This is a genomic window from Pasteurella pantherarum, from assembly GCF_049670885.1.
Taxonomy (GTDB): Bacteria; Pseudomonadota; Gammaproteobacteria; order Enterobacterales; family Pasteurellaceae; genus Pasteurella.
This window is the reverse complement of sequence record NZ_CP187173.1, coordinates 574,176-595,381: the sequence shown is the minus strand read 5'-3', so window position 1 is coordinate 595,381 and position 21,206 is coordinate 574,176. Positions and strand designations below refer to the sequence as shown.

Genomic DNA, 21,206 nt, shown 5'->3' with positions numbered 1-21,206 from the left:
TATCTCATCACGCTTATTAACAAGGTATTTGCCTCACCACGTTGATGAGGCAACCTCTTTTCCCTTAGAACAAGAAATAACGTTGTGCTAAAGACACTTTTTCAGCAGGTTCACAAGTGATATGTTCACCATTCACACGCACCTCATAACGTTCTGGATCAACCGTAATTTCAGGCGTTTCGCCATTGTGTACCAAGTCTTTTTTGCTCACATCACGGCACCCTTTTACTGCAATGGTTTCTTTTTCAATGCCATATTGGGCTTTGATATTTGCCTCGACTGCCGCTTGCGAGACAAAATAGACCGCACTTTCACAGTTTGCTTTCGCTTGGGCACCATACATTGGGCGATACAAAATCGGCTGTGGTGTTGGGATCGAGGCATTCGGATCGCCCATTTTTGCATAACTGATCATGCCTTTTTTCATCACAAATTCAGGCTTCACACCAAAGAACATCGGTTTCCAAAGCACAATATCCGCTAATTTTCCAACTTCCAATGATCCCACATATTCCGCAATGCCATGTGCAATGGCTGGGTTAATGGTGTATTTTGCAATGTAACGCTTAATACGGAAATTATCGTTTCCTTCGCTTCCATGAGGGGCGGCTAACTCACCACGTTGTGCTTTCATTTTATCGGCAGTCTGCCATGTTCGTGTGACCACTTCGCCTACTCGACCCATTGCTTGAGAATCTGAACTCATAATTGAAAACACGCCAATATCATGCAAAATGTCTTCAGCTGCGATGGTTTCTGGGCGAATACGGCTATCGGCAAATGCCACATCTTCTGGCACACGTTTATCTAAATGGTGACACACCATCAACATATCCAAATGCTCATCAATGGTGTTGACTGTAAATGGACGCGTAGGATTCGTTGAGGCAGGTAACACATTTGAATACATTGCCGCTTTGATAATATCCGGTGCATGACCACCACCTGCCCCTTCTGTATGGAAGGTATGAATCACACGTCCATCAATGGATTTCATGGTATCTTCTAAAAAACCGCATTCATTTAAGGTATCTGTATGGATTGCCACTTGGATATCCATTTCATCTGCCACTTTTAATGCAGCATCGATAGTGGCATGAGTTGCCCCCCAGTCTTCATGGATTTTTAACCCCAAAACGCCTGCACGCACTTGCTCTCTTAATGGCTCAAGTGTGGCACAGTTCCCTTTACCTAAAAACCCAACATTCACAGGTAAGGCTTCACAGGCTTGGAACATACGTTCAAGATTAAACGCACCAGAGGTACAGGTAGTTGCGTGCGTGCCATCTGCTGGTCCTGAGCCACCACCAATTAATGTGGTAACGCCATTTTCAATGGCGTGTTGTGCTTGCTGTGGACAAATAAAATGCACATGGGTATCAATACCGCCCGCAGTCGCAATCAAATGCGTTCCGTTATGCACTTCTGTACTTGCCCCAATAATCATATTCGGGGTGACATTATCCATAGTATCAGGATTACCCGCTTGTCCGATGCCCACAATTCGCCCATCACGAATCCCAATATCAGCTTTAATCACCCCTAAATTTGCATCAATAATCATGACATTGGTGATCACAAAATCCAATACATTGGGATCTTCTCGTGTCGCCGTACTTGATTGAGCCATACCATCACGAACGGATTTCCCACCACCAAACTTACATTCATCCCCTTTGGTTAATAAATCTTGCTCAACCGTTGCCCATAAATCTGTATCGCCTAAACGGACTTTATCTCCCACTGTTGGACCAAAAGTCGCGACATATTGACTACGTGGAATTGTTAATGCCATTTTTTATTCCTTACTTATCCGTATCCGATAATTTACCATCAATTTTATTTTGGAAACCATAAATCACTTTATTGCCACCAAACTCCACTAACTCAACCGTTTTCATTTCACCGGGTTCAAAACGCACCGCATTGCCTGATGGCACATTTAAACGCATCCCCCGAGCCAAAGTGCGGTCAAATTCTAAGGCATTATTGGTTTCAAAAAAGTGATAGTGCGATCCGACCTGAATGGGGCGATCACCTTTGTTGACCACATCTAATCGCACCGTTTTACGGCCAACATTTGCTTCAATATCGCCACTTGCTAATTGATATTCACCTGGGATCATGAAATTCTACCCTCTATTGTCATTTATCTGATTGGATGATGAACGGTCACTAATTTCGTGCCATCTGGAAACGTTGCTTCAATTTGCACTTCATGCACCATGTCCGCCACCCCTTCCATAACATCGGAAACGGTCAATAAAGTGGCACCGTATTGCATGACTTCAGCGACCGTCATGCCATCACGAGCGGCTTCTTGTAAATGACTTGCAATGTATGCAATCGCTTCAGGATAATTTAATTTAACACCGCGTGCCTTACGTTTAGCGGCAAGTTCACCCGCAAGAAAAAGCATCAACTTTTCTTGCTCTCTTGATGTGAGATGCATGATTGATTCCTCTGTAATAGTAAAAACTTAAACGGATACAAAATAAGAGCTATTTGTCTTCATTTCTTTCTTGTTCATTTACGGATACGTGACCACATTGCGACTTGAAGAATATCGCCTCAACAATTCAGTGAACGAGCCACCCTTCATACAAACAGAATAAAATAGAAAGAGATGTATTACATGTTTTAGTTATGGAAGAGAATTGTGCCTGTTGTTGCAATAAATAGCCTGATACGCACAAAGTCAGTATCAAAACGCATTATATCCAGTAACCCCCAAATATGGCACGGCAAAATGCGTCTGCAAAAACGAAAAAAGTTTTCTGATATCATACCAGAAAACCACCCTAAAACCTTTCAAACAACCATTATATTTTGGGGCGAAATCATATTACAATTTTCGCCCTTATTCAAATGAAATCATAGACAGAAAAATCACGTTAAACCTGCCTACGCGTTTACCCGTCAATCTCTTATCTCACACAGGCAATACCTAAAGTGCGGTCATTTTTAAACAAAAATCTAGCTCTTTGATTAATCAGGTATCAGATTCCGATTAGCAGTCATAATATTTCTCCATTTGAACCCGAGCTCCCTCCAAAATTTTTCGATATTTTTTATTTTCTTCTCGACGTTGATGACATGCCGCCATAATCTGCATTTCAAGTTGATGATCGGCAATGGGATTACCCGTCAAATTCAGACGTTCTAAACAAGAAAGTTGCAAAAGCGGTTGAATATCTTCAATTTGATTCATGGCTAAATCAAGGAAAACCAAAGGCTCACAATCAGCCAACTGACTCACATCACGAATGCCCGTATTACGCACCGTCAAAGATTGTAAACAAGGAAAAATACTCAAATCAGGCAGTGTTGTAACACTTTCATCCCCTATTATATTGATACGTTTTAAGCTCAATACATGAATCAAATCCGTTTTCTCTCTCAGCTCGGTTTCTGATAGCGAATGATACCATTCCATATCAAACGAATAGATCCTTTGTTTATAATAAAGATGTGTGATAAACACTTTCTTCCAAATCTCGGGTAAGGCATTCCACCAGCTTTGTTGTGTGTCTGTCACAATCAGCGAAAGACGAACCCCCTCTTCATTCATCGGGGCAATAACCCCCTGACTTTCGAGTTTGTCCACGATTCTCGCCGCTCGGTTAAAGCCTAATTTAAACTGACGCTGAACCTCAGAAATTGAGGCATAACAACGTGCAATCACAAAATTTTTAACCTGTTCTGCTAATTCCGTTTCTAATAATTGTTCCGATAGTTTCATTGTCATATCGTTTCCCTTTCCTGTTTTTCTACTGGTTAAGATACAGCTTTACACGACAAAATATGTCGCAATAAAACCAGTAAGATAAAAAGCCTGTTTCAGGAAGAAATAGGGCTTTGGGTAAACCCGTTCAAAAAAATCATAAATACTCTTTCTTCACCTGCCAGATTTCTTCGCCATAGCTGGCTAACCAGCCATCGAGCATGGCACTTTCGACGACCGTTGCTTGAATTACATAATAATCATCTTGTTGCTCAAGAATGGTTTGATCGTCAGACAGTGGGGTTTCGAGTAAATAAAAGCCTTGGAGGCGGTCGATATGAAAGGTTAAACGGATTTTTTTGCCCATGCCGAAACCAAAACGGGCTTCGTCCATGTATTTTTTTAAATTAAACTCTTTTGGGCGTTGGAAAGTGAATGTAGAGGCTTCAACTTCCATAAACCGATGTAAGGCTAAATGGAAAATATTGCCATCTTCATATTGTGCCACTAAATAGCAACTGGGACCCTGTTGAACCAGAGCAAGGGGTTTGATTTGGGCGGAATGCTGTTTGCCTTGTGGGTTTTTATAGCGAATATTCAGCATTTTATTTTGATAAAGTGCGGTACTTATTTTGGCAAAAAAGGCTTGATTAATTTTTGCAGGGCGTAAGGGTTGGCTGGTCGGGGCAATGGCTACTTTACCTAACCATTCACTCCCTGCTTTTTTCGCATCATCTTCTAATAAATTGCGTTTTGCTTGCTCAAAAAAAGGCTCCATCGACTTCATAATATTGGCAGGCAATAAGGTTTTGAGCTGATCCCTTGCCAGCATTAACACAAGGGATTGCTGTTCATTGAGTAATGGTAAGTTTAAGCCACTGCTATTTTCTTTCCATTTGTAACCAGCCGGCTTTTTACCATCACAATCCAGATCATAACGAAATTGTTCGTATAAGCTAGCGAGATGACGCTGAATAGATCGGAGATCCCGTTCATAGCCACTATCTCGTAACTTTTCTTGCAATTCTTTGGATCCAATACGGCGTGATTTGGGAATTAAACGTAATAATTCTAATTGGAATTGTAAGGTATTGAGCTTGTCATCTTTCATTCGTTTCTCCATAAACTGTTAAGCCTCATGCTCATCGCAACATTCAGCTAAACCTCATAAAAATGTTCTCGTAATTGTTGGAGTTGATCTCGCACTGCCGCCGCTTTTTCAAATTCGAGATCTTGGGCATATTTATACATTTGTTGTTCCAGCTTTTTAATTTGTTGCTGATAGTCTTTCGGATTTTGCGGTAGCTGATAAAGTGCGGTCGGTTCTGCCACTTTTTTCGCATTTTTATTAGCTTTGGCTTTTTGATTTGCCCCTTGACCAATATCCAATAACTCGCCGACTTTTTTATTTAATGCTTGTGGCACAATGCCGTGATCTTGATTGTATTTCATTTGTTTTTCACGGCGGCGGTTGGTTTCACCAATGGCTTTTTCCATTGAGTTGGTGATGCGATCCGCATATAAAATGGCTTTCCCTTTTAGGTTACGTGCTGCTCGCCCAATAGTCTGGATCAATGAACGCTCGGAACGTAAAAATCCTTCTTTGTCCGCATCTAAAATCGCCACGAGGGACACTTCGGGAATGTCTAATCCTTCACGCAATAAGTTGATGCCCACGAGCACATCAAATTCCCCTAAACGTAAATCTCGGATAATTTCCACACGCTCAACGGTATCAATATCGGAATGTAAATAACGCACCCGAATGCCGTGTTCATCTAAATAATCCGTTAAATCTTCCGCCATTTTTTTGGTAAGTGTAGTGACTAACACACGCTCATTTTGATCGGCACGTTGTCGTGCTTCGGAGAGCAAATCGTCCACTTGAATGGCAACAGGACGAATTTCAATTTCAGGATCGAGCAACCCTGTTGGACGGACTACTTGGTCGATAATTTCACCGCCAGATTTTTCTAACTCGTAAGGACCGGGCGTGGCAGAGACATAAATGGTTTGAGGGGCTAAACGCTCAAATTCTTCAAAACGTAACGGGCGATTATCTAATGCCGACGGCAAACGGAAGCCATATTCCACTAAGGTTTCTTTACGTGAACGGTCGCCACGGTACATTCCGCCAATTTGTGGCACAGTAACATGGCTTTCATCAATAATCAGCAAACCGTCCGCAGGAATATAATCAAACAGTGTTGGCGGTGGCTCGCCCTCTTTGCGTCCTGATAAATAGCGTGAATAGTTTTCAATGCCAGAGCAATAGCCCAGTTCATTCATCATTTCAATATCAAATTGTGTACGTTGAGTGAGCCGTTGTTCTTCCAGTAACTTGTTGTTTTCCAATAAAAAAGCACGCCGTTCTGCCAATTCTTGTTTGATTTTTTCAATGGCATCTAAAATACGTTCTCTTGGTGTCACATAGTGAGTTTTCGGATAAATGGTATAACGAGGAACGCTGCCAAAGCTGGTGCCCGTTAACGGATCAAATAAACTTAAACGCTCAATTTCATCATCAAATAATTCAATGCGTACCGCTTTGTCATCGGATTCTGCGGGGAAAATATCAATAATTTCGCCACGCACACGGAAGGTGCCACGTTGGAACGCTTGATCATTACGGGTGTATTGCAATTCGGCTAATTGTGCCAAAATTTGACGTTGATTAATGATGGCACCTGTTTGTAAATGCAGCATCATCTTTAAATAAGAATCGGGATCGCCCAAGCCGTAAATAGCAGAAACAGAAGCTACCACAATAGTATCGCGGCGCTCTAAAAAGGATTTTGTGGCGGACAACCGCATTTGTTCAATTTGATCATTGATGGAAGCATCTTTTTCAATAAAGGTATCACTGCTCGGCACATAGGCTTCAGGCTGATAATAATCATAGTAAGACACAAAATATTCCACCGCATTTTCAGGGAAAAAGGCTTTCATTTCTGCATAAAGCTGGGCGGCAAGAGTTTTATTGGGTGCCAGCAACATGGCAGGGCGATTGAGTTGAGCAATCACATTCGCAATGGTGAAGGTTTTCCCCGATCCTGTTACCCCTAATAAGGTTTGATGGGCAAGTCCATTTTCAAGCCCTTCCGTGAGCTGTGCAATGGCTTGCGGCTGATCGCCTGAGGGGGAAAAATCAGAATGAAGCATAAAGGGTTTAGTGTTAATTTTTTGTGACATAATTTTACATTATTTTTTCATAAAAAGTGCGGTCAATTTTACCACAGTTTTTTACCTTGTTTTTGATTTAAAAAATCCAAGTTTTACACAGACTTATATTTGTCAAGACTTAATACATAAAAATCATGAAAAAAAATTCAAAATTTTTATAGATTTTTAATAACATATTGAAAAGTAAAGAAATGATATTTTACAACCAATTGTCTCACAAGGCAGGGGCATGCCAGTAACCATCAAGTTCTTAGGCTTTTTTTCTAAAATAACTCACAGAGTTATCCACAGGTTCTGTGGATATAAAAAAGGACAATAAAAAAGATCACTTTTTTTAATTTAGAGTGTTGACAATGGCGATCAAGCACATTATTATACGCCACCTAAATTCCTTGTGATACAGAATTTTTCCTCCTTAGTTCAGTCGGTAGAACGGCGGACTGTTAATCCGTATGTCGCTGGTTCAAGTCCAGCAGGAGGAGCCAAATTTTTCTTTTGGCGAACTTTTATTTGTCTCCTTTTATAAAAGTTACATTTTTACCAAAAGACTTTTAAGCCCATATCCTCCTTATGGGCTTTTATTTTTTCTTCTCTTTAAAATCAGCATCAATATAATATATACTCTCTTTTTCTCTTTAATTTTTTTCAATTCATTACATAGGATTTTCAATGTTGTTAGAAGCTTCCCTTGCGATTCTTGTTGGGTTGGTGATTTTAGTCTGGAGTGCGGATCGTTTTGTTGATGGTTCTGCCAGCCTTGCCCGTTATCTTGGTATGTCGCAACTCTTAATTGGTATTTTAATTATCGGCTTTGGTACCTCTATGCCAGAAATGGTAGTTTCTGCCCTTTCTGCCATTAATCATAGCCCAGGTATTGCATTAGGTAATGCTTACGGTTCCAATATTACCAATATTGCCCTCATTCTTGGCTTAACGGCGTTAATTAAACCCCTCTCCGTTCATTTTAGTGTCATTAAAAAAGAACTGCCTATCCTCATTTTTGTTACGTTGCTTTCCGTCTATTTCTTATTTGATCTGCATTTAGACAGAACAGAAGCGATCATGCTATTAGTGATTTTTCTGCTCTATATCCTGTGGACAATTTGGTCTAGCAAAAAACAACGTGCGTCAATTCAAGCTGCTTATGCAGAAGAAAGTGAAACAGAAAGCATGTCGCTAAAAGCCTCTATTCTATGGATTATTGGTGGCTTACTGTTATTAATTATCAGCTCACAATTATTAGTTTGGGGAGCCACACAAATCGCCCAACATTTTGGCGTGAGTGATTTAATCATTGGTTTGACCATTGTGGCAGTGGGAACTTCGTTGCCAGAAATTGCCGCCTCTATTGTGGCAGCCCGTAAAGGTGATGTGGATCTTGCGGTCGGCAATATTATTGGCTCGAACCTTTATAACACCCTTGCGGTGGTCGGCTTAGCCGGTGCCATTACCTCTATTCAGGCTGAGCCTGAAATTTTATCTCGTGATATGTCAGTGATGACAGGACTAACCCTGTTCCTGTTTATTATTGGTTATGCGGTGAGTAAACAAGGTAAAAAAATCGGTCGTCTTTCAGGTGCAGTATTAATGGGAAGTTATATTGGCTACACCCTCTATCTGATTCAAACCGCAATTTAACTCTCCCCTCTTTGATACATTGAAACAGAACGGATTTCACATCGCTGAAATCCGTTCTTTTTATTTGTCTTGCTTACCGTTTTTCGCTTTTCTTTTATACAGTTAGATATCAATTAGAATATTTTTCAAGCAAATCAATAAGATAAGGTTAAAAACAAACCTATAAAATGTAAGGTTTTCAATTTTTATTGGTCTAATAGCAAGTTGATGCATCAACAAACTTGGACGTTAATGACACTATTTAAGGAGAAACAAGATGTTTCAAAATAACAAAACTAAAACACGGTTTAAATATCACAAATTGGCACTCTTGACGATGACCACACTGCTCAGCACCTCCGCATGGTCAGCACTGAACGCCAATCCTGTCTTCCGTTCCCAAATCAATGCTCCACTTTATGATTTGCATGATGTTGACGAAAAACTTACCTACTACACCTATTTAGACCAAACTCCCGTTGCGGTGTTAGACCCATATCGCCATTTTCCGATTATTGATGATGAAAACAAAATCACCCATATCGGCATTATTGATACTGCTTTTGCTCCCACAAAATTGCTTAAAAATAGCCAAGATAAATGGCGTATTTCGGTAGGGAAAAATGCCAATCCTGTTGGGGCAACCATTGATTCTCATGGCACATTTACCGCCAGTGTCATCGCAAAACATAACCAAAATGCCCAGCTTTTTGCACTAGGATTAGGGGTAAATGCACAAGATAATCTATTAACACTGGATAGTACCGCATATGGATTATTACATGATAAAGGGGCAAGAATTTTTAATAACTCATTCGGAAATACCGCAGATGAGGAAGTGGGGATAAAACCCGTGGGCTTAAATGATAAATGGGCAGAAGAAGACAGTATTTTTATTTGGGCAGCCAGTAATGATGGCTTAAGCAACAATGAAAAACTCAAAAGCCATGCCTCGTTACAAGCACTTTATCCCCTATTAAATGACAAGGCTCGAAACGGTTGGATTGCGGTTGCCGCAAGCGATGAGCATGACCGCAGTAAATTAGCCGATTATTCCAATAAAATTGGTGAAAAAGCGAAATATTGGGGAATCACCGCTCAAGGCACTCATGACATTCAATTTGAAACAGAATCTCGAAAAAAATCGGGTACCTCTTTCGCCGCTCCCGTCGTCAGTGCCGCCGCTGCCAATGTTTGGGAAAAATATCCTTGGTTGACCAATCACCTTGTGACCATGACATTGCTTTCTACCGCAGATAAACCCGGGAAAGATGAAGTGAATGACACGCCAGATGCCACCTTTGGTTGGGGAATTTTAAATCAAGAAAGGGCATTAAAAGGTCCTGCACGTTTTGATAAACGTCTATTAACCCATCATGATGATAGAGAAAAAGATCTCGTTGTCGTTGATTTTCAACATCGTGATTATCAAAATTTAGATAAACTCACATGGCGTAACGATATTACGGGAGATGCGGGTTTACGTAAAAAAGGGACGGGGGCTTTATATTTAAGTGGCAACAATACCTATCGAGGTGAAACCATTGTTGAAAATGGTATTTTAGGCATTCATCACGCCCTGACCCAATCCAAGGTGACGATTGAACAAAACGGAAGTTTGCTCACCAAAGGTCAACAGCACAACAAAGTTGTGATCGGTCAGGATAGCAAGGATCAGGATGTGGTTGATAATAAAGGCTCACTTTATGTTTATGGTGAAGGGCTTGAGATCAAAGGAAATTATAAAGGACACAAAGATTCTCGCCTGATTATTGATATTGATAAATCGCAACTCAATGTGAGTGGAAAATTAGATTTTGGTGATGGCTACATTGTGGCAGATATTGCGAACTTGAATGAAATTCCAACTCAAGAAAGCAAAGAGCGTCGTATTATTCATGCGAACACGATTGATCATTATCAGGGTAAACATGCCATTGCAGAAAGCATTTCCCCTTATATCAACATTTCAAACCTGTCTATCAATGATGCCAAAACGGATATTAACATTGAATACCATCGTCATTCCACAGACCATGTTTTACGCCAAATTAATTATGTGACCGAAAGTGGATTAAATACCGCAAGCAATGTAGATTCGGTGTTAGATTACCTTGCTCAAGAAAAAAGTGCAGATAACAGTCCGCTGCTTGTGGCAGCTAAAGGGTTAATTTCGACACAAGGGACACAACTGGCACAGGCGATTGACTCCCTTTCTGGCGAAATTCATGCTTCAAGCCAACATGTACTGGCAAAACAAAACCAAATGATCAACTACACATTAAGCAAACGCCTTGCTTCACTGTTATTCGCCCCTCGTCAAGCAGGTGTATGGGTGGATGGTTTGTATAGCCATGGTGAACTACAACAAGCAGGCTATGCCAGTGCAAAAATCAATATGCAAGGCATTCAATTGGGTGTTGATCACGCACTTTCTGAGCGTGCATTATTAGGGGTGAGTGTCGTCCATAGCAAAACCGATGGACAATTTAATCGCAATGCTGGGCATGTCACCATTCAAAATACTGGGCTTTCCTTATATGGGACTTATGATTTAGATCCGTTCTATATTGCAGGGCGTATTGGGGCAAACTGGAGTCAAAGTGATGTAAAACGCCCTGTATTAGGTCAAGAAAGCCAAGTAAAATACAACAGCAACATTTATAACCTTTATGCTGAATTCGGGCACAAAACGCAGTGGGATAAATTCACCCTTAACCCGTTTGTGGCATGGCAACAAGATAGCATTCGTCAACACGGCTTTAAAGAAAATGTTGCGGCAGCGATTGTCAGTCACGGCAAACATTATCAATTGAAATCTGCACTTGCAGGTCTTCGAGCACATTTAAAATTAGCTGACTTTCACTTCAATGCAAGTGTCTCTCATGCATACCAGCTGAATCCACAGCGTTTTCAGTTTCAGGGATATTATGCAGGAGGCACCACAACAAATCAGCCTAAAATCAACATTCAGGGGATTAAACAAGCTCGCCATACAACTTGGTTAAGTGCGGGGGCAGATTATCAAATCACGCCAAAAGTGAGTGTACAATCAAACTATCACCTTGCTTTAGAAAAGCATATGAAAGCCAATAACCTATTTACTGTGGGGGTTCGTTACACATTCTAATCTCTTGAGAAGATAAAAAATCTGGCATATTAAGTGCCAGATTTTTTTATCACAACAACCAACAATCTGTCTAAAAACAAAAAAGCTTCTTTGCCAATACAAAGAAGCTTTTTCATTGAAGTGAGATTGAAGAAATTATTTATCAAATGTTGGGTTTTCTTCAAAATTATCTGGATTTTCGACCGCACTTTTTTCGCTGTTGCCTGAAGTGTCGGATTCCGATGAATTTGAATGATTACCTTTATCTGAATCTTCCCAACCAGAAGGTGGTGTCACTGGCTGGCGTTTCATTAACTGTTCGATTTGTTCTTCTTCAATGGTTTCATATTTCACTAACGCATCTTTCATCGCATGCAAAATATCCATGTTATCAATGAGAATCTGTCTTGCACGCTCATAGTTACGTGTCACAATAGCTCGCACTTCCTCATCAATCAGATGAGCCGTTTCATCTGACATATGTTTCGCTTTTGCCATTGAACGCCCTAAGAACACTTCGCCCTCATCTTCAGAATAGAGAATCGGACCTAATTTATCAGAAAATCCCCACTGAGTGACCATGTTGCGAGCAATATTGGTTGCGACTTTAATATCATTCGACGCCCCCGTAGAAATATTTTCCTCACCATAAATCAAATCTTCTGCCAAACGACCTGCATACAAGGTTGAAAGTTTACTTTCTAATTGTTTTTGGCTAATACTCACTTGATCGCCTTCTGGTAAGAAGAAAGTTACCCCTAATGCACGACCACGAGGAATAATTGTAACCTTATGAACAGGATCATGTTCTGGCACAATATAGCCCACAATGGCATGACCTGCCTCATGATAAGCAGTAGATTCTTTTTGTTTTTCCGTCATGATCATGGTGCGGCGTTCAGGTCCCATGTTGATTTTATCTTTCGCTTTTTCGAACTCAAGCATAGTGACTAAACGTTTATTGGTGCGAGCGGCAAACAATGCGGCTTCATTCACTAAGTTCGCTAAATCCGCACCAGAATAACCTGGTGTGCCACGTGCTAATGTCATTGCATCTACATCAGGGGCAATAGGAACACGACGCATATGTACTTTTAAAATTTGCTCACGACCACGCACATCTGGCAAACCGACCACCACTTGGCGGTCAAAACGACCAGGACGAGTTAAGGCTGGGTCAAGCACATCAGGACGGTTCGTTGCCGCAATGACAATCACGCCTTCATTGCCTTCAAAGCCATCCATTTCCACGAGCATTTGGTTTAGGGTTTGTTCACGTTCATCATGTCCACCGCCTAATCCTGCACCACGCTGACGACCCACGGCATCAATTTCATCAATAAAGATCAAGCAAGGTGCATTTCTTTTTGCTTGTTCGAACATATCACGCACACGAGACGCCCCTACACCAACGAACATTTCTACGAAATCTGAACCTGAAATCGTAAAAAATGGCACTTTTGCTTCCCCTGCAATGGCTTTCGCCAGTAAGGTTTTACCCGTACCAGGAGGACCAACCATGAGAATCCCTTTCGGAATTTTACCGCCTAAATTTTGAAACTTGCTCGGTTCACGTAGAAAATCCACAATTTCAGCGACTTCTTCTTTCGCTTCATCACAACCTGCCACATCGGCAAAAGTGGTTTTGATCTGCTCTTGTGTCATCATACGGGCACGGCTTTTACCAAAGCTCATGGCTTTATTGCCGCCGCCTTGCATTTGACGCATAAAGAATAACCAGACACCAATGAGTAAAATCATCGGGAACCAAGAAATCAAGATTTGTGAGAGGAACCCACGTTTTTCTGGTGGTGTACCTTCAATTTTGACTTTTTTGTTTAATAGATCATTTAATAACTTATCATCATTTAATGGCATCACCGTGGTGTATTTTGAGCCATCTGTTTTGGTTACATGAATTTCATTGTAATCAAAACGTGCTTGGCGAACTTGATCATTACCAACATCTGAAATAAAGGTGGTATAGTCAAGGGTATTGCCTGACGAACTTGAGTTAAAGCCTTGGTAAGCTGTCATCATGACTACGGCTACCACAACCCAAAGGATTAAATTTTTTACCATATCGTTCAAGGTTTGACCTCTTTTTTTGCTAACGTTAAAAATTTGTTACGAAAGATTACTATATTTAATATGAAATTGGAAATTATCATATCAATCGTCGACATTTGAAAAAACATCGCGTAGAACATACTGACGAAAGTTAGGGTTTGTAACCTGTAGCAACAATATACACCTCTCGAGAACGTCCTCTTGAGGCTTCAGGCTTACGAACTTTTACAACACTAAACAGAGAGCGAATTTCTCTTAAGTATTCATCAAACCCTTCACCCTGAAACACTTTTACCACAAAACTGCCTTTAGTGGCTAAAACTTGTTTACACATATCTAAAGCCAATTCAACTAAATACATGGCTCGGGGAATATCCACCGATGGCATACCACTAAAATTCGGTGCCATATCGGACATGACCACATCCACTTTGCCTTCCCCAACACGTTCTAATAAGGCAGCAAGCACGTTTTCATCACGGAAATCGCCTTGCAAAAAATCGACCCCAACAATGGGATCCATTTCTAAAATATCACACGCAATAATACGTCCTTTGCCACCAATTTGGCTCACCACATATTGCGACCAGCCCCCCGGTGCGGCACCGAGATCCACCACCGTCATACCGGGTTTAAATAAACGGTCGGTTTGTTGAATTTCATCTAATTTAAAATAGGCACGAGAACGTAATTTTTGTTTATGTGCTTTTTGCACAAATGGATCTTTGAAATGTTCATTTAACCAACGAGATGAACTCGCTGAACGTTTTTTCTTTCCCATAAAACTTCTTTCTATATAACATCGTTTGTTCAATATGGGGCATTATACACAAGTTTCAAGTGGGATTTGGCAGAAAAAAACAAATTGTTCATAATTCTGTTCAAATCACTTATTTCACCTCCCTTGATGAAAAACTTTTTCAAAATAGACCGCACTTTTCCCCGTTTTTTGTCTTTAAACTGTCATAAAACTGTCATATTTGCTCACTAAAATCACGCCTGCTACCACAAATAGGTAGTCTATGAAAAACATTTAAGGGAGCAATGCTTATGATAAAACCTGCCATTCTGTTATCACTTTGTTTAGGGGTTTTTACCTTATCCGCAAACGCTGAAACCATTACGGGTGCTGGGGCTTCTTTTCCTTATCCGATTTATGCGAAATGGGCATCATTGTATGAAAAGGAAACAGGAAACAAAGTGAATTATCAATCTATTGGTTCAGGCGGTGGACAGCAACAAATTATGGCAAAAACCATTGATTTTGGTGCCTCGGATGATCCAATGAAAGCAGAATTATTAGCACAACATCAACTACTTCAATTTCCAGCCATCATTGGTGGCACCGTACCTGTTATCAATCTTCCCAATATTCATGCAGGTGAACTCAAACTTTCTGCGGCAGTACTCGCCGATATTTTCTTAGGCAAGATCAAAAAATGGAATGATCCTGCGATTGCCCAATTAAATAAAGGGCTCAATTTACCAGATAAAACCATTATTGTGGTTCACCGTTCTGATGGTTCAGGCACAACATTTGGTTGGACCAATTATCTTTCCAAAGTTTCCACAGAATGGAAAGAAAAAGTCGGGCAAGGCAAATCGGTTAAATGGCCGACGGGACAAGGCGGAAAAGGAAATGAAGGCGTAGCGGCTTATGTCAGCAAAATCAAATATTCCATTGGTTATGTGGAATATGCTTATGCGAAACAAAATCACTTAACGTGGACAGCCTTACAAAATCAAGCAGGGCAATTTGTGCAGCCTTCCGCAGAAACTTTTATGGCAGCAGCAGCCAATGCGGATTGGCAAAGTGCGGTTGGAATGGGCGTGGTGTTAACCGATGAACCCGGGGAAAAATCTTGGCCAATCACGGCGGCAAGTTTCATTCTGCTACACAAAAATACGGATAAACCTGCTCAAACTAAATCCGTTTTTCACTTCTTTGATTGGGCATTTAAACAAGGCAAACAGGCTGCGGCTGAATTAGATTATGTGCCTCTCCCTGATGAAGTGGTGAATCAGATTCAGCAACAATGGAAAACCGATGTCAAAGCCAGTGATGGTAAAGCCGTTTGGTAATTGAAATAGCTGGGCAGCTATGACTGCCCAGATAAAACTGAATAGAAAGAATAAAAAGTAGAAGAAGGTGCCTATGCCATTAGATAAAGCTCATACAGAATACAACCCGCTCAGGCGTCGCATGATGGAGCTTGGTTTTAAAAATCTTACCCGTTTTTTTGCAATATGCGTTTTTTTACTCTTAGCTGCCGTGATGATTTCATTGGTGATGGGGAGTTGGGATACCCTCCAAAAATTTGGATTATCATTTCTTTGGATGCATGATTGGAACCCTGTACAAGAACAATACGGGGCGTTGATTCCGATTATTGGCACGTTAATTACCTCTTTTCTTGCACTGCTCATTGCTGTACCCATTTCATTTGGTATTGCCATTTTTCTTACCGAACTGGCACCAGAATGGGTGAAACGCCCTGTTGGCATTGCCATTGAAATGCTGGCGGCAATTCCATCTATTATTTATGGGATGTGGGGATTATTTATTTTTGTGCCTCTTTTTCAAGAACATATTCAACCTACCCTGATCGACTGGTTTGGTGAGTTACCTGTCCTAAGTTACCTTTTTTCTGGTGCCCCATTTGGCATTGGTTTGTTTACGGCGGGATTCGTGCTTGCCATTATGATCATTCCCTTCATTGCTTCCGTTATGCGTGATGTGTTTACCATCGTACCTTCGATTTTAAAAGAATCCGCTTATGGGTTGGGCTCAACCACTTGGGAAGTGATGTGGAAAGTGGTGTTACCCTACACCAAAACTGGTGTGGTGGGGGGCATTATGCTCGGGCTTGGACGTGCATTGGGCGAAACCATGGCGGTGACCTTTGTAATTGGTAATGCCTTCCATTTTCCAGAATCCCTCTTCTCACCTTCAACCTCCATTGCCTCATCTATTGCCAATGAATTTAATGAGGCTAGCGGCTTGCAAAAATCCGCCCTTATGGAGCTTGGTTTAATCTTATTTCTGATTACCACGGTTGTGTTATCAATCTCTCGTTTCTTTATTATGCGTATTGAGAAAAAAGAAGGACGTCGCGAATGAGTCATCCCCATTTTCATTGTCGTAAGCTAAAAAATAAATTCATGCTTACTCTCTCTTTTTTGGCTGTCGGTTTTGGGCTGCTAGGGCTGTGTTGGATTTTGTTTACCTTAATCACCAAAGGCATTCCAGCCTTATCAATTCAATTATTTTTACAATCCACGCCTGCCCCGAATGAATCGGGTGGGTTACTGAATGCCATTGTAGGTTCGACCCTGCTTGTGACGGTCAGCACCCTCATTGGGGCACCCGTGGGGATTTTAGCAGGGACTTACCTTGCCGAGTATGGACGTTACAGTCGATTAGCACGCATCACACGTTTTCTCAATGATGTGTTGTTGTCTGCCCCGTCCATTGTTATTGGGCTTTTTATCTATGCCATTTATGTTTCACAAGTCAAACATTATTCAGGTTGGGCTGGGGCATTTGCCCTCGCCATGATTATGATCCCCGTGATTGTGCGAACAACCGATAATATGCTGAATCTGGTGCCGAATAGTTTACGGGAAGCCGCTGCTGCACTGGGCTGCCCACAATGGCGAGTCATTACCATGATTTGTTATCGTGCCGCCCGTTCAGGCATTTTAACGGGGGTTTTACTCTCCATTGCCCGTATTTCGGGGGAAACCGCCCCGCTGTTATTTACCGCCTTATCAAACCAGTTCTTCTCATTGGATATGAATGCCCCAATGGGCAATCTTCCTGTCGTCATTTATCAATTTGCGGCAAGTCCTTTTAAAGATTGGAACGAGTTAGCTTGGGCAGGGGCAACCTTAATTACGCTTTTTGTTTTATTACTGAATATTTTTGCACGCGTTTTCTTTGCACGGAAAACCAAATAAGCTTGGAGACACGAATATGTTAAATCACATCATTAAACCTGAAGACACGAAACTGGAAATCAATCAATTAAATTTTTATTACAACCATTTTCATGCATTAAAAAACATCAATTTGCGAATTGCCAAGCATAAAGTCACGGCGTTTATCGGTCCTTCTGGTTGCGGAAAATCAACCTTATTACGGTCATTTAACCGTATTTTTGAATTGTATCCTAATCAATATGCCACGGGTGAAATCAAATTAGAGGGCGAAAATTTATTAACCTCGTCCATGGATATCTCGCTCATTCGTGCCAAAGTGGGCATGGTTTTCCAAAAACCGACCCCGTTCCCGATGTCCATTTACGACAACGTGGCATTTGGTATTCGTCTATTTGAAAAACTCAGTAAAGCAGAACTTCATGATCGGGTTGAATGGGCATTAACCAAAGCCGCATTATGGAATGAAGTGAAAGATAAACTTCATCAAAATGGCAATCGACTTTCAGGTGGACAACAACAACGCCTCTGTATTGCACGAGGCATTGCCATTAAACCTGAAGTGCTTTTATTGGACGAGCCTTGTTCCGCCCTTGACCCCATTTCAACAGCCAAAATTGAGGAATTAATTACGGAGCTTAAACATGATTATACGGTTGCGATGGTCACACATAATATGCAACAAGCTGCCCGTTGTTCTGACTACACCGCATTTATGTATTTAGGCGAGCTGATTGAGTTTGATGAAACCGCCAAAATCTTTGATAAACCAAAGCTTCAACGTACCGAGGATTACATTAAAGGACGCATGGGATAAGAAAAGGAGGCTGAATAAGCCGTTGCATCTACGGGGTATTTGATTACAATTTGTATACCGAAAAACGAAATGGGCATCATGAAAACTTGCCTAAAATAGCCCGCACTTTTTTCAAGCATGAGGATAACATGACAAAAATATTGGTTGTTGAAGATGAAAGCACTATTCGAGAAATGATCGTTTTATTCTTAACTCAACAAGGTTATGACATGATCGAGGCAACAGACTATCAAAGTGCGGTCAAAAAACTGACCGAAAAACCACAGTTAATCTTACTTGATTGGATGTTGCCAGGTCGTTCGGGGATCCAATTCATTCAGTTTCTCAAAAAGCATGATGCCACGGCACAAATCCCGATCATTATGCTCACCGCACGTAGCGAAGAAGAAGACTGCATTACATGCCTTAACATGGGGGCGGATGATTACATCTCCAAACCCTTCTCCCCCAAAATCTTACTTGCCAGAATTGAAGCCATTCTTCGCCGAGTTTATGAAAAAAGTAGCCATCTTATTGAAATTGATGGTCTCACCCTTGATCAAAGTGCCTTGCGTGTTTGCTATGAGAAAACCCCTATCACCTTGAGTTCTACTGAATTTAAATTGCTCAAATTTTTTATGACACACCCTGAAAAAGTCTATACACGGGAACAACTCTTAGATTTTATTTGGGGAAATGATATTTACGTGGAAGATCGCACGGTGGATACTTATATTCGTCGCTTACGCAAAAACCTTGAGCAATATGGATTTGATCGTTATATCCAAACCGTTCGAGGTGCAGGATATCGTTTTTCCAGTCAAATTCAGGATGACAATAAATGAAAAAAAAATCCGCAAGCCAATATTTTTTTATTGAACTGGTGCTTGCCGCAGCAATCGCAAGCCTCTTTTCTTATTTTGCCCAATCGTTTTATTTTTGGTTTATTATCGCATTGGTTTGTCTTTTAATTTTTCATCACTACAATGAAGCCAAATTATTAAAAATGTTAACCGCAGAAGATAATACTGCCCTAAAAAAAACACACTTACTGGATAATATTTCTCAAACCACCGCTTATTACAAAAGTAAAAACCGCAAAGAAAAAATCAAAACCTTACGTTTACTGTCAAAATTAAATAAAAATATGCAATATTTGCCCGATGCGATCTTAATTTGTGATAACGATGGCAATATTTCATGGTGCAATAATGCATCACAAGAAATGTTTTTATTTTATTGGAATAAAAAAGTCCCACATAAAAATATTTTTAATGTGATTTTTTATCAAGAATTTAAACATTATTTTTACCAAACCCTACGAAAACGCCCACTTGTGTTGCTCACAAACGAAAATCGTTACCTTGAAATCCATATTCAGCATTATGATCATCAGTCTTGTGTCATCATTGCTCGAGATGTGACACAAATGATCCGTTTATTACATTCTCGCCAAACTTTTTTATCCAATATTAATCATGAATTACGCACCCCGCTTACCGTATTACAAGGCTATTTAGAATTATTAGAAGGCGAACCTAACCAAAGTCATCTGGCTCAAAAAGCCATTAAAGCCATGCAAGAACAAAGTCAACGGATGGCAAATTTATTAAAACAGCTCAATTTATTGGCGAAAATTCAAAATGCCTCCAATATTGAACGCACCTCAGTGAATATGTCCGCCCTGATTTTAAATTTGCAAGAAAATGCAACCTTTCTTAATCATTATCATCACAACATCCATTTTTATATTACGCCCGATATTTATGTGTTAGGTGATGAAAGCCAACTGCAAAGTGCGGTTTCTAATTTAATTTATAATGCCATAAAACACGCCGGCCAAGGCTGTGAGATTGACATTCATTGGCAATATTGTGAAGAAGGGGCTCGATTTAGCGTAAAAGATAATGGTATTGGTATTGCGGCACAACATTTACACCATCTGACAGAACGGTTTTATCGTGTAGATGAATCTCGCAGTAACCAAACAGGTGGCACAGGGCTGGGCTTAGCCATTGTCAAACATGCACTGGAACATCATCATTCAAAACTGCACATTGAAAGTAAAGAAGGGGAAGGAAGTTGTTTTTCTTTTGTGATCCCTCAAAAATATTTACACCACCCGAAAAAAACACCACACTAATCAAACTGGCTAAGGAAAATAACGCCCTTCAATAAGCATGAAACCGTGTAAAGGGCGTTGAGCATTCACTTAAATCACTCTCCTTTATTTCGTCTTTTTCAATCGCCACAATTGATAAAGATGAATCAGCACTAAAAATGCATTAAGTCCCGCAACGGGATAAGCTTCAATGCGTAGGGCATAAATGATAAATAAAATTGCACCAATTCCATTGATGATGCGAATAAACACGATGTTTTTAAATAGAAATGAGATTGCGACAAGTAACCCTGCGGCATAACCTAAAATTTCATTGAAAGTAAATTCCATATTGCCTCTTTAAAATAAATTCTCTATTTAACGGGGAGGAAATAATAAAATATTTTTTTCATGGCTAAAAGAGCAGGAAAAATGAGCAAACGATTGCCAAAACACGCTTGATTTATTTTTTTCAATAAAGCAATTTTAAATAACTTTTCTTTATTTTAAATTTTATAAGAATAACCAAAATGCATAAATCACGCTCATCAATTGGGTAAGCCTGCCTCAGAGCTATAAAAAAGCATCAATATGTCTATTGATGCTTATTCACGGGAGAAAATTTTCGCAAAAACGACCGCACTTTTCATTAATTTTCATTGATTGA

17 protein-coding genes and 1 tRNA gene are annotated in these 21,206 nt (G+C 40.4%); 9 read left to right on the top strand and 9 right to left on the bottom strand.

The genetic code is table 11. The features are described 5' to 3' along the window. Positions 1-64 precede the first annotated feature (64 nt). The 6 genes from ureC to uvrB form a co-directional block, all read right to left on the bottom strand. Entirely contained in the window at positions 65-1,795 is a 1,731-nt protein-coding gene (gene ureC, locus ACPEEM_RS02855; RefSeq protein ID WP_424403832.1) for an urease subunit alpha, read from the bottom strand. A gap of 10 nt (positions 1,796-1,805) precedes the next feature. Further along, positions 1,806-2,126, bottom strand: coding sequence for an urease subunit beta (gene ureB, locus ACPEEM_RS02850; RefSeq protein WP_424403834.1), 321 nt, complete (start codon positions 2,124-2,126; stop codon positions 1,806-1,808). Positions 2,127-2,149: 23 nt separating this feature from the next. Beyond that, on the bottom strand, positions 2,150-2,452 hold the full coding sequence (gene ureA, locus ACPEEM_RS02845) for an urease subunit gamma (RefSeq protein WP_424403836.1): 303 nt from the start codon (positions 2,450-2,452) through the stop codon (positions 2,150-2,152). A 558-nt stretch (positions 2,453-3,010) separates the two neighbouring features. Then, positions 3,011-3,748 (bottom strand): DNA translocase FtsK, encoded by a 738-nt coding sequence (locus tag ACPEEM_RS02840; protein ID WP_424407655.1) that lies wholly within the window; start codon positions 3,746-3,748, stop codon positions 3,011-3,013. 133 nt (positions 3,749-3,881) lie between these two features. Next, complete coding sequence (locus ACPEEM_RS02835; protein ID WP_424403840.1) at positions 3,882-4,835, bottom strand: helix-turn-helix transcriptional regulator; 954 nt, start codon at positions 4,833-4,835, stop codon at positions 3,882-3,884. A 47-nt stretch (positions 4,836-4,882) separates the two neighbouring features. Further along, complete coding sequence (gene uvrB / locus ACPEEM_RS02830; RefSeq protein WP_424407653.1) at positions 4,883-6,916, bottom strand: excinuclease ABC subunit UvrB; 2,034 nt, start codon at positions 6,914-6,916, stop codon at positions 4,883-4,885. 400 nt (positions 6,917-7,316) lie between these two features. On the opposite strand from uvrB, the gene ACPEEM_RS02825 reads away from it, so the two are divergent. The 3 genes from ACPEEM_RS02825 (at position 7,317) to ACPEEM_RS02815 (ending at position 11,654) form a co-directional block, all read left to right on the top strand. Continuing rightward, positions 7,317-7,392, top strand: a tRNA-Asn gene (locus tag ACPEEM_RS02825). A gap of 184 nt (positions 7,393-7,576) precedes the next feature. Next, entirely contained in the window at positions 7,577-8,545 is a 969-nt protein-coding gene (locus ACPEEM_RS02820; protein ID WP_424403844.1) for a calcium/sodium antiporter, read from the top strand. A 256-nt stretch (positions 8,546-8,801) separates the two neighbouring features. After that, positions 8,802-11,654: an autotransporter domain-containing protein gene (locus ACPEEM_RS02815; RefSeq protein ID WP_424407651.1), complete on the top strand. Its 2,853-nt coding sequence runs from the start codon at positions 8,802-8,804 to the stop codon at positions 11,652-11,654. A gap of 135 nt (positions 11,655-11,789) precedes the next feature. Here the strand turns inward: ACPEEM_RS02815 and ftsH are convergent, their stop codons facing one another. Both ftsH and rlmE read right to left on the bottom strand, forming a co-directional pair. Beyond that, positions 11,790-13,715, bottom strand: a complete 1,926-nt coding sequence (gene ftsH / locus ACPEEM_RS02810) for an ATP-dependent zinc metalloprotease FtsH (RefSeq protein WP_424403848.1) — start codon at positions 13,713-13,715, stop codon at positions 11,790-11,792. A 139-nt stretch (positions 13,716-13,854) separates the two neighbouring features. Further along, positions 13,855-14,484 (bottom strand): 23S rRNA (uridine(2552)-2'-O)-methyltransferase RlmE, encoded by a 630-nt coding sequence (gene rlmE, locus ACPEEM_RS02805; RefSeq protein WP_424403850.1) that lies wholly within the window; start codon positions 14,482-14,484, stop codon positions 13,855-13,857. A gap of 269 nt (positions 14,485-14,753) precedes the next feature. On the opposite strand from rlmE, the gene pstS reads away from it, so the two are divergent. From pstS to phoR, 6 genes are all read left to right on the top strand, one after another. Further along, positions 14,754-15,785, top strand: a complete 1,032-nt coding sequence (gene pstS, locus ACPEEM_RS02800; RefSeq protein ID WP_424404026.1) for a phosphate ABC transporter substrate-binding protein PstS — start codon at positions 14,754-14,756, stop codon at positions 15,783-15,785. Between the two features lie 121 nt (positions 15,786-15,906). Beyond that, positions 15,907-16,824 (top strand): phosphate ABC transporter permease subunit PstC, encoded by a 918-nt coding sequence (gene pstC / locus ACPEEM_RS02795; RefSeq protein WP_424408203.1) that lies wholly within the window; start codon positions 15,907-15,909, stop codon positions 16,822-16,824. Beyond that, the gene (gene pstA / locus ACPEEM_RS02790) at positions 16,821-17,663 is read left to right on the top strand and encodes a phosphate ABC transporter permease PstA (protein WP_424403852.1); all 843 of its coding nucleotides are present in this window, start codon (positions 16,821-16,823) and stop codon (positions 17,661-17,663) included. Before pstC ends, pstA begins: the two co-directional genes overlap by 4 nt. A 16-nt stretch (positions 17,664-17,679) precedes the next feature. Further along, a complete protein-coding gene (gene pstB, locus ACPEEM_RS02785) occupies positions 17,680-18,459 on the top strand; it encodes a phosphate ABC transporter ATP-binding protein PstB (protein WP_424403854.1) in 780 nt (259 codons plus the stop codon). 128 nt (positions 18,460-18,587) lie between these two features. Next, complete coding sequence (phoB, locus tag ACPEEM_RS02780) at positions 18,588-19,283, top strand: phosphate regulon transcriptional regulator PhoB (RefSeq protein ID WP_424403856.1); 696 nt, start codon at positions 18,588-18,590, stop codon at positions 19,281-19,283. Beyond that, positions 19,280-20,581 carry a phosphate regulon sensor histidine kinase PhoR gene (gene phoR, locus ACPEEM_RS02775; RefSeq protein WP_424403858.1) on the top strand — a complete coding sequence of 434 codons (1,302 nt, stop codon included), beginning with the start codon at positions 19,280-19,282 and terminating at the stop codon, positions 20,579-20,581. Before phoB ends, phoR begins: the two co-directional genes overlap by 4 nt. Positions 20,582-20,665: 84 nt before the next feature. Here the strand turns inward: phoR and ACPEEM_RS02770 are convergent, their stop codons facing one another. Beyond that, positions 20,666-20,890 carry a hypothetical protein gene (locus ACPEEM_RS02770; RefSeq protein WP_424403860.1) on the bottom strand — a complete coding sequence of 75 codons (225 nt, stop codon included), beginning with the start codon at positions 20,888-20,890 and terminating at the stop codon, positions 20,666-20,668. Between the last annotated feature and the right edge of the window lie 316 nt (positions 20,891-21,206).